Source organism: Paenibacillus alba (assembly GCF_013204855.1).
GTDB lineage: Bacteria > Bacillota > Bacilli > Paenibacillales > NBRC-103111 > Paenibacillus_E > Paenibacillus_E alba.
Genome location: NZ_JABMKZ010000004.1, coordinates 248,863 through 263,631 on the forward strand (window position 1 = coordinate 248,863; position 14,769 = coordinate 263,631).

At 47.5% G+C, this 14,769-nt stretch carries 9 protein-coding genes; 1 reads left to right on the top strand and 8 read right to left on the bottom strand.

Annotated features, from left to right (window positions below):
- Nucleotide 1: 1 nt before the first annotated feature.
- A complete protein-coding gene (locus HQN90_RS08110; protein ID WP_173217272.1) occupies nucleotides 2-1,318 on the bottom strand; it encodes an efflux RND transporter periplasmic adaptor subunit in 1,317 nt (438 codons plus the stop codon).
- A gap of 20 nt (nucleotides 1,319-1,338) precedes the next feature.
- On the bottom strand, nucleotides 1,339-1,998 hold the full coding sequence (locus HQN90_RS08115; RefSeq protein ID WP_173217273.1) for an HlyD family secretion protein: 660 nt from the start codon (nucleotides 1,996-1,998) through the stop codon (nucleotides 1,339-1,341).
- A 378-nt stretch (nucleotides 1,999-2,376) separates the two neighbouring features.
- Here HQN90_RS08115 and HQN90_RS08120 point away from each other — a divergent pair, with 378 nt between their 5' ends.
- Nucleotides 2,377-2,952: a TetR/AcrR family transcriptional regulator gene (locus HQN90_RS08120; protein ID WP_173217274.1), complete on the top strand. Its 576-nt coding sequence runs from the start codon at nucleotides 2,377-2,379 to the stop codon at nucleotides 2,950-2,952.
- Between the two features lie 85 nt (nucleotides 2,953-3,037).
- On the opposite strand, the gene HQN90_RS08125 is transcribed toward HQN90_RS08120, so the two are convergent.
- The 6 genes from HQN90_RS08125 to HQN90_RS08150 form a co-directional block, all read right to left on the bottom strand.
- Nucleotides 3,038-5,206, bottom strand: coding sequence for a glycoside hydrolase family 88/105 protein (locus HQN90_RS08125; protein WP_173217275.1), 2,169 nt, complete (start codon nucleotides 5,204-5,206; stop codon nucleotides 3,038-3,040).
- A 71-nt stretch (nucleotides 5,207-5,277) separates the two neighbouring features.
- The gene (locus tag HQN90_RS08130) at nucleotides 5,278-6,825 is read right to left on the bottom strand and encodes a type 2 periplasmic-binding domain-containing protein (RefSeq protein ID WP_246362148.1); all 1,548 of its coding nucleotides are present in this window, start codon (nucleotides 6,823-6,825) and stop codon (nucleotides 5,278-5,280) included.
- A gap of 214 nt (nucleotides 6,826-7,039) precedes the next feature.
- Entirely contained in the window at nucleotides 7,040-9,355 is a 2,316-nt protein-coding gene (locus HQN90_RS08135) for a helix-turn-helix transcriptional regulator (protein WP_173217277.1), read from the bottom strand.
- Nucleotides 9,356-9,462: 107 nt separating this feature from the next.
- Entirely contained in the window at nucleotides 9,463-10,329 is an 867-nt protein-coding gene (locus HQN90_RS08140; protein WP_173217278.1) for a carbohydrate ABC transporter permease, read from the bottom strand.
- An 11-nt stretch (nucleotides 10,330-10,340) separates the two neighbouring features.
- The gene (locus HQN90_RS08145; protein ID WP_173217279.1) at nucleotides 10,341-11,315 is read right to left on the bottom strand and encodes an ABC transporter permease; all 975 of its coding nucleotides are present in this window, start codon (nucleotides 11,313-11,315) and stop codon (nucleotides 10,341-10,343) included.
- Nucleotides 11,299-14,607: a glycosyl hydrolase gene (locus HQN90_RS08150; RefSeq protein WP_173217280.1), complete on the bottom strand. Its 3,309-nt coding sequence runs from the start codon at nucleotides 14,605-14,607 to the stop codon at nucleotides 11,299-11,301. The genes HQN90_RS08145 and HQN90_RS08150 overlap by 17 nt, the downstream gene beginning before the upstream one ends.
- Between the last annotated feature and the right edge of the window lie 162 nt (nucleotides 14,608-14,769).

The window sequence follows — 14,769 nt, forward strand, 5'->3', positions numbered from 1 at the left end:
CCTATTCGGCTTTTACCTTCGTGCCCTCAGTCAAATTGGCTGTAGGATTCACGATGATTTGTTGGTTGGCTTTGATTTTATCGTTAGGCTGCACATACAGCCAATCCTGGTTCTTCTCTTCTGTTTTCACCTCAACGAGATGTGCCATATTGGTATCCATGGTGAACAGATATTCCTTTTGATCTTTTTTGACAACAGCGCTTTTCGGCACTTCCACACGACTTTGCTGGGCAGCATCCAATTTCACTTCTGCCACCATGCCGGCAAACAACAAACCCTCTTTATTGTCGACTTTTACTTTGACAGGAAATGAGTTGCTGTTCGTGTTCGCAACCGGGCTAACGAATGCGATTACGCCATGAAAGCTCTTATCCGGTATGTTTTGTATAGTGACGTCTACCGTCATGCCCTCTTTCACTTGTGAAATCTGGCTATCCGCAACACTCAACTCCACCTGAACTTGATCCATATTGACAAGCGAGAGCATCTGCACGCCGGCTTGCGCCAGCTCACCCGGCGAAATGCTTTTCTTCACGATGATTCCGTCGATCGGAGCGGTAATTGTCGCATTGCTAAGCCCGCTGTTCGCAAGCTCAAGACTCGCGTTCAAACGGTCAACATCTGCCTGAAGTGCTTTGAGCGTATTGTCGGTAGGTCCGATTTTGGTGAGCTGCAGCTTGGCCTCGGCTCCCTGCAATTGGGCTTGAGCCGTTTTCTGCGCACCTTTCGCCTGCTCGTAGCTGGCTTTCGCCTTTTCATAATCGAGCGTACCTTTATCCAAATCTGCTTGAGATACACTAGAACTGCTATCGAATGCATTGCGTATACGGTTATAAGTGCTTGTTGAGAGATCCAGCGCAGCCTTAGCTTGTTCCAGTCCAGCAGTCGTTTGTTCGTAAGCGCCGCGGGCTGCATTTATTGAGCTTTGAAGTCCTTCAATCTCTTGTGTTCTGGCGCCTGCCTGTGTATCGGCGAGCTTCGCTTGAGCAGCTATGGAGGATGATTCAGCTTGTTTAACCTGCTGGGTTAATTCATTGGTTTCAAGTTGAAACAACACATCGCCCTTTTTAACTTTGCTGCCTTCCTGTACATTGACTTCAGCAACTTTACCAGAAACCTTCGAGACAATATTGATGCTCTGGTCTGGAATAACTTTCCCGCTCAAGCCTGCAGCTGAAAACTGTCCAAGCTTTATCACTTGTACCGGAACGGCCGACGTACCCGATTCTGCTGCCTCTTTGGCCCCGCATCCGGGAAGAATAGCGACGGCAGCAAGCATAAGAACGGCAGGAACAATTAATTTACTTAATTTATTCATATGAACTGGCTCCTCTTTGTTTAATTGCTCTTCAAGTGAATTTTGATCGTCGTGCTGATTCCCGGCAATAGGTTAAGACCTTGGTTGTCATCAATCGCTATTTTGATCGGAATGCGCTGAGTCACCTTGGTGAAATTACCGCTCGTGTTCGTTGCCGGTAGCAGTGAGAAGGTCGATGCCGTTGCCTTGCTGATTTCGCTTACTTTCCCCGTCAATACCTTGCCTGGAAAATTATCCAATTTGATGTCAACTTTCTGACCATCGCGGATTTTATTAATGATCGTTTCTTCGATATTGGCCGACACATACAATTTATTGGTGTCTACGACCATCGCTACAGCCTGACCTAACGACGCCACCTCTCCGGCCCTGATCAATGTCTTGATAACCGTGCCTTCTATCGGTGATCTCAATGCCGCCTGATCAATACTGCTCGTAGCCAAACTATTGATATCCTGCTTCCCGATAATCTGATCAGCAAGAACATGCTCGCCTTCTTCGACCTGTAAGGAAGTTACCTTGCCAGTAATACGCGGCATCACTTTATATATATTTCCCGCCAGTCTGGAATCCTCGGTAGAGATATAATTCTGACCTTGATACCAGAAATAACCGCCGATCGCCCCGCCAGCGATTACCATAGCAGCTAAAATGACATACAACATAATTTTTCGTTTCATGGCTTCTCCTCTACTTTCTTATGCATAAGTCTCGCAAACAAATCGATAGATCTCTTCATCATGCTTCATTTTGGAAATTCATCAGTATATTCGGTAAACCTCCCCATGAGTTATTTTTGTAACGATTGTTTTTAACAATTATTTTTAACGTTTGTTTTTAACAATCGTTCAACTCTTTATGAAGGCAATTATATGACCTTCTTTTTAGGCAGTCAATTAAAATTTTTCCAACTATTCAATTGTCCCAATCGAAAAAGCCTGCGATCCTTTGTAAGGAGTCGCAGAAAGGGAAAATTGACTAAAGTTATAATCTCCTTTAAAATTCGTCTAGACAGGTTTTACTAACAGCTGTTAAACGGAGGTGCAGGTGATTCCTATATGAGCAAACAGGAGTTTGATGTCAAACATAAAATTATCGTGTCTGCAAAAAAGCTATTCTCCGAACTGGGCTATGATGGAACGAGTGTTAGAAAAATTTGTGACGAAGCCGGGGTTTCATTGCCGCTAGTTTCGTATCATTTCGGGGGGAAGGAAAACGTATTTCTTGCCATACTCGAACAACTAAGCAAGCTTCCTTATTTTCCCGAGACGGGGGATCCAAAGCTTGATTTACAGAATTATCTAGAGGTCTATATTTCCTTTTATCGGCAAGAACGAGAACTTTCACAAATCATTAGACAAGAACTAGCTATGAATAGTGCAAGATCGGACAAGATCATTTCGTTTATTCAAGCCACAACAGATAAATTAAAAGGTATTTTGGAAAATGGTAGAGACAAAGGTGTCTTTAAATTTGAGTCCACATCGAACAACGTGCGATTCATCCTTGGGTGTTTGACCATGACCTTCTCAAAATCCGAAGTGCTCGAAATCCTCATCGGACAAACAGATAGCAGCAACTACCCGATTGAAAAAGAAGTTTTTGATTTTATTTATAAAGCAATTCGAAGTTAACATGTCGTGTATGAAATAGAAAACGGAGCACGCAAACCAGCGTGACTCCGTTATTGTTGTTCCACAAATGATTTCCCAGCTGACTTCAACGTCTCATTCGCTGCTGTACATTCATAACCTCAACCCCCGCCAGCATCACGATCCCAATCCCATGCGTATCATTCAACAGCCATGGCAGTTCATCCTTGTAATAACGTCCAGAGAACGAATAGCCCGAGCCTCTGCATACGCCATAAATATTTCCGAGCTTATCGATATTGATCTTAGTTAATCCTTCCCAGCCTTTCATCACAGCTTGCACATAGGCTTCAGGCTCTAGCAGCCAGCCGTTCTGAATACCTTTCGCGAAGGCGTACACAAACATGGACGTACAGGACGTCTCCTCATACGAAGCAGAATCGGTCAATACTTGATGCCAGAGCCCGTTTACCCCTTGCAATCGCAAATACCCGGCACACAACTCGCGATAAAAAGCTATCAATGCTTCCCGCTTTTCGTGCTTCTCCGGAAGCGCGCCTAACAGCTCAGCAAGTGAGAACAGCACCCATCCGTTCCCACGGCCCCATGGGATTAGCGTCGGCCGATCGGTTTTAAAATCATAGATGTGCGACATGATTTGTTGATCCGGCATATATAAATAGTCTTTATACAGGAGGATTTGCTTAGCCGCATCGTCCATGTAGGAAGCATCCTGCGAATAGGCGGAATACCTGTATAAGAAAGGAACGCTCATATACAAATCATCGCACCAAAGCGTATCTTTCATGAAATCTACGCTTCCGCGCACCCGGTAAAGCGCGCCACTTGGCAGCCGATCCTGAACGCGAGTTATGTAGTCGGCGATTCGGGCGGCCACCTTCTCCGCTCCTTCCATCTTCCCATATTCAAGAGCGGCCAGCATCGTCGCGCCGAATGAACCGCAATCATCCAAGCTGTCAATGAAGGCCAATTGATTGTTGACGCCCGCAGCCCCATACTGCTTTCCGTCCCATAACGAATACTCGTCGAAGGATGTGCTTTGCTCCACATGGCGGCGTACATAATCGATATAATCCTGCCTGCGAAGAGCCGCACCCGTCTGCATAAGTCCATATAACGTAACGCCAAGCGGATAATTCCATTTTGCATAAAGCGTATTCTCCAGGTATGGTCGAACCCAGGCGTTCGGCATGTCGCATCTCCAATAGGTGCCTCCCCTGCCGTCATCATGCACTTGGTTCAACAATTGGATCTCTTCCGGTTCAGGTACGCTGCCCTCCTCAAAAGAGCCCAAATATAACCAGTGATCCCTAAGGCCTTCCACCGGAAAAGGCGGAATCAAGGATACCGCATGGTCCACCTCGACAGGCTGCAAAGAAAAGCCCCACTCGCTTCGCGTACAAGTCGAACGCACGACGATTTCGTTATCTCCGAAGGAAAGCGGAATATCAACTTGAAATTCACCGCTGTCCTGCGCCGAATACACTTCTTTGCCATTTACGTAGAGTGTCAAGGAACCGTCATGCTTGCCAAGCCATCTGCTTGGCTGTCCTTCAGGCCCCCTGCTGTGCGCTTTTGTCCAAGCGATGGCCGTACGTCCTGACTCCGCGCTGAACAACCTCTTGAAGACGCCGCCCTGCTGCGCCTCTTCGCTCCAACTCAGGTTCGGCAGCCAACGCACGGGACCCTCTGTTTCGCGCAGTCCTTCCGCCAGCAGCTGCTGCGCATCTAGCCTTGTCGGCTCCGAATACATCCAGCCTTCCTGACCATCACGCTCCGGCGCCCCGCAGATGAAATGCAAAGGAAAGTTTTTGTACGAGCCAGTGCCGAATACACCACCGCATCCATTGGCTGTCTTCTCGAACTGGAGCACAAACTCGTTCCAGCCTTTGTTCATCTGTGCGCGGAAGCCGTTCTTGCGTTCAGGGGCCATTTCATCCGAAATATTCGACGCAAACACGCGCGTGCCGTTCACGTAAATATGAACCGGACTATAGCAGCTAATGCCAAAGTTCAACTCTACTGGCTGATCGCTCCAAAGCTTTGCCCAAGCATACACAAACTCTCCAATGCGCAAATCCTCAAATTTATCCTGAAAATCCATGACATATCGGTAGTCGTGAATACGTGTGAAACTATCCTTACAGAACAACCTGTACACAAATGGATGTGCAGGATTCGCCCCCATATAACGCTGAGCAATCGTCTGAAGGACACCCTCCACATTGTGGTTGCATTTCTTGAATACAGATTCATTGGGATCAAAATAGGTCATTGCAGAAAACTCCTCTCTTCTATAAGACAAAGGCTCCCACACCATAAGCGCGGGAGCCGGTTGAGCTTGTTTTATTTTGCGGCAAGACGCTTCTTGTAAGCGTCCGTCATTTCTTGGCTCATTTTCACGACGTTCGCATCCGCCTTTAATTTAGTAACAAAATCGTCCCATGCAGCAATCGATTCTTTTCCTAAAATGACCTTAACTTTCATATCAAGCACTTTCTTTTGCAGCTCCGGCAAATATTGCATAGCGGTCGGGGAGTATAGGCCGATGCTGATATCCGCTTGGCTTGTTTTGGCACGCTCGTCTTGAACGTTTCTGTACAAATCCTGCGTTTCCTTCTGGAAGAAGTTCTTCACCGTACTCGCATAGGGGTCAGCCACATACACGATCTGATTGAAATCCGGTCCGCCGTCATCCGCTAATTTCTTGGAATCAACCACTTTCACACCGTCTTTGACGGTATGATCCACGCCCTCCATCCCATACGTTTGAATCGCGAATACATCGTCATTCATCCACGTGTCGATCATTTTCAGAATACGCTTCATTTTATCTTCTTTAACGGTTTTGGGAATCGCTAGAACGCCGGAGAATCCAGGCCCTTTCGGATTGTAACCGTTAATCGTTGTAGCTGGATAGAAATCGGTTTCTTTCACATTCGGATTAATCTTTTTCAAATCATTCAAATAGTCGGACACTACCGTTCCTGTTTTATCGACAAGACCGCCCGCTTTATCGGTTTTCACAATGTCCTTCACCTGACTGGGCTTCAGAGAAGCGAAATCTTCCGGAATCAATTTCTCCTTATACAGCTTAATGACGAATTCAAGCGCTTGACGCTCTTCCGGGAGAAACGATTTAAACACCATCTGATCGTTCAGCCATTTCCAATCTCCGTTCGCTTTAGCAAAGGAATTCTCAATTTGACCCAGTGTATCGGACACTTTATCTCCATTCGTCGCATTAATGGCAAGACCAATCGTATCTTTCTTGCCGTTCTTATCCGGATCATTCTCAGTAAAAGCTTTGTAAGCCTGATAAAGCTCATCTGTGGTGGTCGGAACCTTCAGACCAAGCGTATCCAGCCAATCCTTACGGAAGAGAAAGAACGTATCTCCTTCCGTTGGACGCGGACGTGGGATGGCATAGTTTTTGCCATCTTCCATTTTGGTCAAATCCCAGGCGGTTTTGGAAATCTTGCTGTTCAAGTTGGGATAATCTTTGATGGAATCGGTCAAATCCCAGAATGCGCCCTGCTGAACCATGCCCCGGAATACGGAAGTAAACGGATCAGGGATGTAAATAAGTTCAGGAATGTCGCCCGACGCCAGTGTAACGTTCAATTTATCGGGATAACTATTGGCAGATACCCATTGAACGTTCAATTTGGAATTGGTCGCTTTCTCAATAGCCATCTTGATAGCGTTGTCATTTGCCGGCGGATTAGCGCTAAGAAGAATCGTCATAATGTTGACGTTCAGCGGCGCATTGTCAGTTCCGGGTTGAGCTGTGGAAGTGCTTTCAGATTTACTTCCGCATGCCGTGAGTGCGGTCGCCGCAATCAGCATGACAGTCAAACTACATGCTGCTTTCTTTCTAACTTTGAAAGTCATTTGTTTCATCCCCTTAAGTATGATTTGAAATTGTCTTCGTGTTGTGATTCACATCGTAAGGGATATCCAGCTTCCCGACAACCGGACTTTCTTGCAGCCGCTCTCAACGACTATTTATCCTTTGTTGCACACTATTCATTCCTTGCACATAGCCAAGAATCCCGCTGCCCGCCTGGTTTTTCGCCGAAAAAACAAGGCATGGAAGTGGAATTCGCTATGCGTAGTCCTTCTGTACGGAATCTCTGTATTGGCTCGGGGAGACCCCTTCGGCCTTCTTAAAGATGCGGTTGAAGTACGTATGCTGATAGCCTACTTGATCGGCAATCTCGTTAATTTTCATCGTTGTCGTACGCAGCAATTCTTTGGCTTGATCGATGCGGAGATTGGTCAAAAAGTCGATGAAATTAATCCCCGTTACTTGCTTGATCCCACGACTAAGCGTATAGGGTGATGTTCCAAAATGGTCGGCGCAAGACTCTAGAGACAAATTGGTTCTGTAATTCTCCTGAATGTATAGCATAACAGTCTCAATGAACTGCTTCAGTTGGAAATCCTGCTTGCCCACCATTTCTTGCACATAGGCCCCTACAACGCGTGTTTCCAACCAGCGGAGCATCTCGCCAAGTTCATTCAACTGATTCAATTCCTGGAACAAATTCGCGCCTTCGAACATACGGATCGGATTGATGCCAGATTGCAGCATATTATGCTGAATGCTTCCAAGCAGCTGATTAATGCCTTGTTGAATCACCAGCTTCTTCAAGCCTGCGGACGTCAGCTCGTCCATAAATTGCCTTGCAAGTTTAACAGCTTCTTCTCCCGAACCAATACGAATGGCATGAATAAGTTCTTTTTCCAGCATAAAATTATAAGGGAAAGCAAGTTGGCTCGAAGTTTTGTGGAACTGAACCACATCGATGAGTTCATTGGTATCTTTGAGGTCCCAATAATTCAACAATTGTCTGGTTTCTTCAAACAAGTAAGGAACATGGCTGATCTGGGTAGTCGTATTGCCCATCACGATAACCGCCTGCAATTTCAAAATCTTCTGGATAATCTGAAGCATTTCGTTCCCAAAGTCCCGCATCCATGCTTTGGTGCGCTCGGGACTCCACTCCTGCGGCATCGTCAAGAACATGCCTAATGACGAATCATGAAAGTTTAAGACATCGCACGGCATGCCCATGTTCTCGCCGAGCTCCTTGGCGATATTGCCCACGGCAAAAGCGACCAATTCCTCGTCCCCCTGAGAGAAGCGGGCGCCTTTTTCCCAGTTCAAGCCGCGCATTTGCACGACCATCGCGCCGATCTGCTTATTCTCTGAATCTAGATCAAACTGTTTTAACCGTTCTTTAATATTGGCTTCTGTGAATTCAAATAAGTAGCCCTGCACCAACTGCATCAAGAAGCCTTCCCGGAGAACCGGAAGCTGGAGATTCAGCCTGCTTCTTAAATTCTCGCCTTCTTTGGTCAGCGAGTCCCATTTCATCTCTATCCATTCAAATTCATTGCGATGCTCTTCTCTGCCATGCCCTCCGCTCAGCTTGCGGAATAAGCTGTCGAGCGGAGAGTAGATTCGTCTTGAGCCCATCCAAGATAGCAGCAGTGACAGCAATAAACCTCCGAGACTAACGAAAAGAATCACCTTGGAAATTAACAAGACAGGCGACGTAATGCTTGAAAGCGGTTCGGCCGAAAGAAACACCCATGTGTTTCCAAGTCTGTTGAACTGGCTAATCGATACCGAATAGACGGCTTTCTCATAGGAAAACAAAAAGGAGTCCTCTTTGGAGCCACGGCTCTCATACTCGTTCTCAAGCGCCATATCGAGATTGGTTCGATGTCCGTTCGAAGAGATTTTCCACTGCTTATCTCCGTTTAATAATAAGGTCGATCCCTCTCCCAGTGGATTAAGCGTTTTCAGTTGTTCTTCCAATCGATCTTTGTTCAAGGTTGCGATTAATAGGCCGTAGGGCTCTGTTGGTCCGCCGGGAAGCTTATTGACTAGGGCCAGCGACGTTCCGTCGGAACTTTTCGGGGCGCCAGGCAGACCGGCGGCGTCCATCCAATAAATCGATTTTTCCCGTTTCATTAATGCCTTGTACTGTTCAAGAACACCTGGATTGACCTGATAGTCATACCCTTCCTTGTTCATGAGCACAGGTCGGGGGCTTCCTATATAAAGCGCAGCCTTCTCAATCATTGGATTGGAACCTTCAATAATGAGCAGTGTTCGATATAGCTCGTGAACTTGTTCAAAATCGGTCGCGAAGCTTAAGTTTTTCAGTTTGGCGCCTAAATTGGGTTCAAAGGCCCAATGGGAGAAGGTCATCTCCAGATTGGCAAATTGCGCTTCAATATTTTTCTCCTGCTGGATGATTTTATTATGATGCAAGCGCTGGAGTTCGCCCTCGATCTTATTCGTCACAGTCCAATAGATGATAAATCCCATCACGACTCCCGGGATCGATGCGATTAACATGATCATGACTAAGCTATTACGATAAAAACTTCCTCTACGTTTCTGCAAACCAGGCCCACCTTCCAAGCAGTTCTAAACTTCCCGTTCATTATAACCCAATAAAAAAATGATTTCGATTGGAAAATTCCATCGAAATCATAAGGATATCCTCCAGCTTAGCCTTTCACCGACCCGACCATCGAGCCTTTCGCAAAGTGCTTTTGGAGAAACGGATACACACCTAGAATCGGGATCGTGGCTACGACGACAGCCGCCATCTTCAAGGTTTCTGCCGGAGGCGCGGCAACGAAGGCATCTTGGCCCAAGTCACTGTTTTGCGCATTTTGCAGCATATTTTGCAGGAGAACTTGGATCGGCCATTTATCCGCATCGTTTAAATAAAGCAGCGCAGAAAAATAAGCGTTCCAATAACCTACCGCATAGAACAAGCCAAATGCTGCCAAGGAAGGAAGCGAAAGCGGGAGAATGATTCGGAAAAAAGTTGTCATGTCGTTGCAGCCGTCAATTGCCGCCGATTCTTCCAGCTCGACCGGGATGCTGGAGAAAAAGCTTCGCATCAGAATGACATTCCAACCGCTCGCCAAAGCCGGAAGGATCAACGACCATGTATTATTAATCAGGTTCATGTCACGGACCAGCAAGTAGTTCGGAATAATGCCCGGGCTGAACAAAATCGTTAGAAGAATCATCAGCGCAAACATTTTTCTTCCGGGAAGGCGTCTCCGCGATATGGCATACGCAAGCGCAGCTGTAACCATGAGGCTTAAGGCCGTCCCGACAATCGCCAGATAGGCGCTGTTCCCGATGGAGCCTAAGAATGCTTTCGTACCAAGCAAATATTTGTAAGAATCAAGAGACCAATGCTCAGGAAAAAGAATAAACTTCTTCTGTAGAAATTCCGTAGGGTCTGTGAAAGACACGACGAATACATAGTAAATTGGGAAAAACGTCAACAGGGCAATCAGGCCCAGAACTGTAATATTGACAGCGTCAAAGATGCGGTCGTTTGCACTCTTTTTCATATGAACCCTCCTTAGTAGACGCCTTCTTCGCCCATTTTTTTAGCTAATTTATTGGAAAGAACGACAAGAATTAAACCTACGACTGATTTGAATAATCCAGCGGCTGTGCTGTAGCTGAATTGCCCTTGCTTAATCCCAACCGTATAGACATACGTATCGAATACTTCCGCTACCTGGGATACGGCGCCATTATACATCAGGAATATTTGCTCAAAGCCTACGTCCATCATATGACCGAGACGAAGAATCAACAGGACGATGATGACACTTCGAATCGCAGGCAGCGTGATGTGCCAGATTTGCCGCAATCTTCCTGCGCCGTCCATACGGGCTGCTTCGTACAGCCCAGGATCGACGCTGGCAATCGCGGCTAAGAAGAGAATCGTTCCCCAACCGGCCTCTTTCCATATCGACTGGACAACAATCATCAACCAGAAGGCATTCGGATTCGTCAGCACATCGATTTTGTCGCCGTCAAACGATTCGATGACTTTGTTCACGAGACCGTCGCCTTTGGAGAACAGCAGGAACGTTAATCCTGCAATAATGACCCATGACAGAAAGTGAGGCATGTAAATGATCGTTTGAATCCACTTCTTGTAGATTTCTTTGCGCAGTTCATTCATAAACACGGCTAATAGGATAGGCAAAGGGAAGAACAACACTAAATTCAACAGATTGATCCCCATCGTATTGCGGAAAATCATAAGGAAATCGGGATTGGAGAAAAATCGCTGAAAATGGTCAAAACCGACCCAAGGACTATGTATCACCCCTTTGAAAGGGGAGTAGTTTTGGAACGCTATGACAATCCCGAACATGGGAATATACTTGAAAATAAGGAAAAATAATAGTCCGGGCAAAGCCAGCAAATATAAATATCTGTTCTTGATGATTTCCTTGCCCAGCCCGCTTTTCTTCTTCGCAGCTGAGGAGGCGGAAACCCCTGGAGTATGGGCGATATGAGGCTTAACTGTGTTTGGCATGAGATGTGCTCCTTTCGCCGTGTATGTCTGCGACACGATGTTCTTGATAGTCAAAATATTTGCCTTCGAGCATTCCGATCAAAGTTCCGGTAACCCGAACCTCCAACTGGTTCGCTCCTTGCCGGAGATTTGCGGCGCTGCCTTCCCATACGTAAGGAGACCAAGGGCGAACACCTAATGATTCGCCGTTAATCAACACTTCAATCAAGTCGTGAACGTCCCAATGGTTGAACGCCAGCTCGAATCGCTCCGTTGCCGGCAATGCGTCGAGCCATAGCTCGCGGGTAAAAGACAGTGTTCCGGCAAAGTATGGATACCCGGGATAATAGCTGTCAGCTGCAAGACTGCTTGCGGCGGTAGGCGTGTCTATGAGAATCGGACACACCGATTCACCTGATTCACCTGTGAACTGCACGCCGAACGTGCCGTACAGGTAGAGCGCATCTACGATACCGTGCCAATCTTCCTGAATGTTGACATCAACCGTAAGTTCATTCCAGCCCTCTACAAGGCTTGCTCTCACATCGCATACGCCATTCGAATTATCGTACACGATTCGTTTGTTGAAATCGGATTTTGCATAAACCATATGGTTGATCGCTAGCTGCCAGTCTCCCAGTATCGCAGATTGATCCATTAACAGCTCACACTGTTCTGGAATCCGCTCCACATAAAAGCGCGCTTGATAGCGGCAGGGTATCGGGTAAGCGAGCTTCATCTTCTTCGGCGTTCCGAAGATTTGCGCGAACGAAACGGGAAGCTTACAGGTCTCGGCCAAATCGGCGCATTGATCGATAAAAGTTTTCGCCTGTACCCACTCCCCTTGGCCATCCAGATCATCGCCCATCGACAGTTGGAAGTTTTCAAAGCGCACCGTATTTGGCGTCAACGCCTTCTGCTTCCAAGCTCCTTCTGCCTCGATAGAAAGACGCATCGCAGAAGGATTGTTCACTGCTTCATCGGCTGGAGCCGCCAGCTCCTGCTCCCTTCTGCGCAGCTGAATCATGCGCGAGCCGTAAGCTGCAAAATGCATAGGGAATCCAATGCACTCTCCGTTTGCTTCTATTCGTAGAGGACTGCTTCCTCCTGTTTCCAGATCAAGCACCTCGGCCTCTATGCTGCTGTCAAGGTTTGCGTCAGGCCAAATCGCTGATAGATCCGCCGTAATTTGGGTATCCCACGCCTCCCCTTCCTGATTGCTAGCGAAGATGATATATGCCTGCTCCGAAACGTATCTGCTTTGGAGGAGGAAAGAGCGGTTTGCCGTACCGCAATCCAAAGTGACAGCTCTAGGAAGTACTTCATCGAGTAGGAGATCAAGCTTGTGCAACGCTTCTTTCGGCGATGAAGCTCCCTTCCGCGGGATAAAGTAGGCTGACTGCCCGCCTTTGAAGATGTCTTGATGCTCGGGGGCTTGCTGCTCTTCTCCCTGCCAGTAGTAACCGTCAGGTGCTTGAGGAAGCCCGAACGCCTGAACAGCTTCTTCCGGCACCGTATTGCCGGCTTCGATTCGCTGGCTAGGCACCAGCCCGAAGCTGATGACCGTTCCTCCTGCAGCAAGGAAGCGTTTGGCTGCTTCCCAAGCCTTCTGCTCCAGATTCGCCATCGGAGGCAGCAGAAGCACGGCATACGCAGCGTCACCGATCACAAGCTTGCCGTTCTCTATCACGGCTTCTGCCAGAAGCTCCGGATCGAGATGGTCGTAATCTCTACGCGTTTGCAGGAGATTGACGGCAAGCGAGCGCCAATCTTCCTTCAACTGCTCCAGTTTCGCCTTCTCGGCCTCATCTTCTCCGCCGTAATCGAAATGATGCAGCGGATTGCCCATATGCGTCCAGAACGAGGTCGTCGGATCCAGCATGGCGATTCGAATATCAGCAACGCCTTGCGCCATCATGTAGCTGATGCGGCCTGTATAGTCACCAAGCTTGCGGAAATGGGACCAATACGGGTTTTGATAAAATTGCGAAGGCGGCGCATCGTGCTGCGTCAAACCGTCTACCGTGTAGAAAAACGCATGAAAGGCGTAGAAATTCGTACCTAATGCCGCCATGCGATCGATCATCCATTTGGCATCCTGCATATTCATGGACCAGCCAACACTGTGGAAACACTCATCCACATTGCGCTGACGGCCAAGCTGGCGGGCAATGGAGCTCGTCATCTTGGGATTATCCCGGAAGCTGCACGCATATCGCCGTAAGATCCATTCCAAAGATCGGCCCAGCTTTTCATGAGCACTATCGCCGCCTGGTATGTGGCTGAATCGCTGAGTAGTCATCCGAATTGACGGCACCTCTGCCAAGTACTGCAGGCCGTGCTGATCGCACCAATCATAGACTTGCTTATGATAAGACTGCGTTAACAACTCATGCAGCGCTTGGAAATAGTCGTAACGGATGCGCGCAGCATCCTTATAATCTGAGTAGGACAGCGCTGCTATATGTTCCTCAATGGAATAGCCATTGCGTTCTTGGAAATAGACTTCCAGTCGCGGCGTCCAAGGCATCGACCCCAGGAGCCCGATTTCGTCTGTGAACATCCCCTTCACCGTGTTTCCAAACTCGCTTCCGATATGCCGGGCGTACCGTTCATGCGTCAGGTTGATGAAAGTTTGCATCGCTTCCTTATGGCATGGATCGACGAAGGTGCCATAATATTTAAAATCCTCAATCTCTTTTTCCTGATACACAAGGATATCCCACTCGTACGCGCTAGCCGGAGCTTCCCAATCCAATTGGAAGATCGTCCGGTATGTGAAAAAACGCTTTTGGTTATACGTCGTGAGCCCCGTCTTCTGGAAGACAGGATCAGCCTGCAGATTCCCGATGGCATCCTTCAGGTCGACCATTTGCTCCCACTTTCGTACGCCATCTTCGGTTACAGGCACTGCCTTCGCGTAGATCACCTTAGCCCAAGGATATTCCTGCCGCACCTTGGAGCCTCCGCTCACTCGGATTTCCGTCGTAACGAGCGTCTGGTGCTTCGCATCTGGATGAAGCAGTGTCACTTCACCGCCAGCTATGCCGCTTGGATACGGATATTCATCGTATAGCCAAACATGCATACCTCTTTTTTTTGCAGCTTCAATCGCAAATCGGACCTTCTCGAACCAAGTTTCCGACAAATACGGAATCTGCAGCCCTTGACGGGGACAAATGAAAAATCCCCCTACTCCCTTTTCATCCATCTCCGCAATCTGTCTTTCGATCTCTTCGTTATTCATATCTCCGTTCCAAAACCAAAATGGCTGGATTCTATATTCCGCACCCGGATTCATAAACTGTTCCATTATTCAGTTAAACCTCCCCATTCCTCACATCATGGACTGATCCAACTGTATGTTCGTTTCCGTTTCCTGGCAAGATTCATTTTTTGCATATCGCGAAATGGACAAGTAACACTTTTTTGCATGCTTAGATTTCGTTGCAGAATCCTTAGATACCCGGCATTA

What these genes read in the sequence shown, in the direction of transcription:
- HQN90_RS08140 (WP_173217278.1), bottom strand. Translation starts at nt 10,329, where the DNA reads ATGAAAAAGAGTGCAAACGACCGCATCTTTGACGCTGTCAATATTACA.
- HQN90_RS08145 (WP_173217279.1), bottom strand. Translation starts at nt 11,315, where the DNA reads ATGCCAAACACAGTTAAGCCTCATATCGCCCATACTCCAGGGGTTTCC.
- HQN90_RS08115 (WP_173217273.1), bottom strand. Translation starts at nt 1,998, where the DNA reads ATGAAACGAAAAATTATGTTGTATGTCATTTTAGCTGCTATGGTAATC.
- HQN90_RS08130 (WP_246362148.1), bottom strand. Translation starts at nt 6,825, where the DNA reads ATGACTTTCAAAGTTAGAAAGAAAGCAGCATGTAGTTTGACTGTCATG.
- HQN90_RS08120 (WP_173217274.1), top strand. Translation starts at nt 2,377, where the DNA reads ATGAGCAAACAGGAGTTTGATGTCAAACATAAAATTATCGTGTCTGCA.
- HQN90_RS08125 (WP_173217275.1), bottom strand. Translation starts at nt 5,206, where the DNA reads ATGACCTATTTTGATCCCAATGAATCTGTATTCAAGAAATGCAACCAC.
- HQN90_RS08110 (WP_173217272.1), bottom strand. Translation starts at nt 1,318, where the DNA reads ATGAATAAATTAAGTAAATTAATTGTTCCTGCCGTTCTTATGCTTGCT.
- HQN90_RS08150 (WP_173217280.1), bottom strand. Translation starts at nt 14,607, where the DNA reads ATGGAACAGTTTATGAATCCGGGTGCGGAATATAGAATCCAGCCATTT.